Origin of the sequence: Marinobacterium sp. xm-g-48 (assembly GCF_013282925.1) — a bacterium.
GTDB lineage: Bacteria > Pseudomonadota > Gammaproteobacteria > Pseudomonadales > Balneatricaceae > Marinobacterium_E.
Map to the genome: position 1 here is coordinate 1 of NZ_WBYQ01000014.1, position 1,665 is coordinate 1,665.

Here is a 1,665-nt window from a genome sequence, read left to right on the forward strand (position 1 = left end):
TTTAAGCTTTCTTAATTCTTCTGATACATGATTACGTGAAATCTCTAGCTCTCCAATACGAAAGCCGATATTAAAAGACCAATATGCTCCCCATGCAGTTACTCCCAAGACAGCTAATGGTAATGAGTTATTTATGTATGAGTTTTCGAAGAGGGCATTGCTTGTAGCTAGAAGCGGTATGATAAATAAACTAACGACCGTCAAAGAGTAAGTAACACAACGAAAAGCAGCCTTTTTAAATTTAATAGGCTTTGAGAATGGGTCTATATTTTTATCATGCGGCTGAAAGCCAATTTCATGGGCTGTTTTGTATCCAGAAGTTGAGCATCCCATGTAAGTCAAAGCGATTATTAATATTGTAAGTACAGTGATTATCAAAGACCCTACAACTTCTAAACGACCCTCAAAAAAACTTAAAACTGGCAGGGCAAGTATAAAAGCTAATTGTAAGGACCTTATCAGCCAATAACCTTTATCGAAATTAAACATTTAACCTCCCTGCACAAGTTTTACTATTTACTCTTCGCTGTAGAGCCAGCTGCTGAAGATTTCATACATTCTCTCAGATGGTAAGTAGAGTGTAATGTCCTCTTTTTTACGGATTCTTGACCTCCAAACCCACTGTATCAACTCAGTTAATGCATAGTGTTTTGAGAAGCATTTATTGTCCGCACCTAACCAACGTGCAATGTATGGATTGGGATGCTGGTCATATAAGTATATTAAATGAGAGCAGTCTGCAAAGTCATTTGTTCCCCTAGTTTTGTTAGCAATCCACCTCGCATTAAATAATTTAGAATTTTTGGCAAACTTTCCAGCTTTAGACCTATTATTAGTATTCTCATACCATGCATCTTTCTTACTGGTTATGAGTATTTTTTCTTGGTCTACGCCTTTCAAGTCCCTAGACCTAAGATTCTTCAAACAACTAGATACTCTATTGTAGTCGCTAGGTCGTGCTAAGCTTTTTGCTTGCCCAGTGTTAGATAGATTCAAACCTCTCAGTGCATTTATAGGCTTTAGAGTAATTAGACGCTTTGCTTCTTCTTTAAAGAAAATGTTCTGTTTCCTAGATTCGTTTACCTCATACTCAAAGCCTGAAAATTTTAAGTAGTAAGTAAAGTAAGAGCCTTGGCTCATATAGGTTAGAACAGTCACTTTTTTACACTTAGAGAGAATATTTAGTGGTAAGCAATTAATGAACAAACTGTTATTTAGTAGGTACAGACCACCACTTTTTGCTTGTTGAAAAAGCACAGGATTTAAAGTGTCAGCTGCAGCATTGTGATTGTTCAACCATTTTTCGGTTGGATGAACCCTTCCAGTTTCATCTACTGAAATGAAGCCCGCTGATATATAAATCTCCTTAACTGAGTAGGGTGATTTCTCGCATACTGTTGATACACAGTCCGGAACTTCATCAATAACTATTTCATAGTTTTCTAAGAGACCATCATCAGCGAGTTGGGATAGCCTGGGATATATAGAGTGAGTACAGACAATGTTCTTTCCCTCTCTAACTTGCTGTATCAAAGATTCTGTCTTGGTTTCTAGTCCAGCTTCTAAATCAATTGTTGGTTGAACAAAATTAAGGTGTGTACATGCCCTAAGCAGCCTTTCAATCTCAGTAAGGTAAGGTACAACAACAATGTAACTTCTCTCACT

At 37.0% G+C, this 1,665-nt stretch carries 2 protein-coding genes; both read right to left on the reverse strand.

Translation table 11 applies throughout. The features are described from left to right. The coding region (locus XMG48_RS11880; protein WP_173482293.1) for a hypothetical protein at positions 1–489 on the reverse strand (489 nt) is incomplete at its 3' end. A 27-nt stretch (positions 490–516) separates the two neighbouring features. Continuing rightward, positions 517–1,665, reverse strand: a 1,149-nt coding sequence (locus XMG48_RS11885) for a hypothetical protein (RefSeq protein WP_173482294.1), incomplete at its 5' end; no start/stop codon positions are given.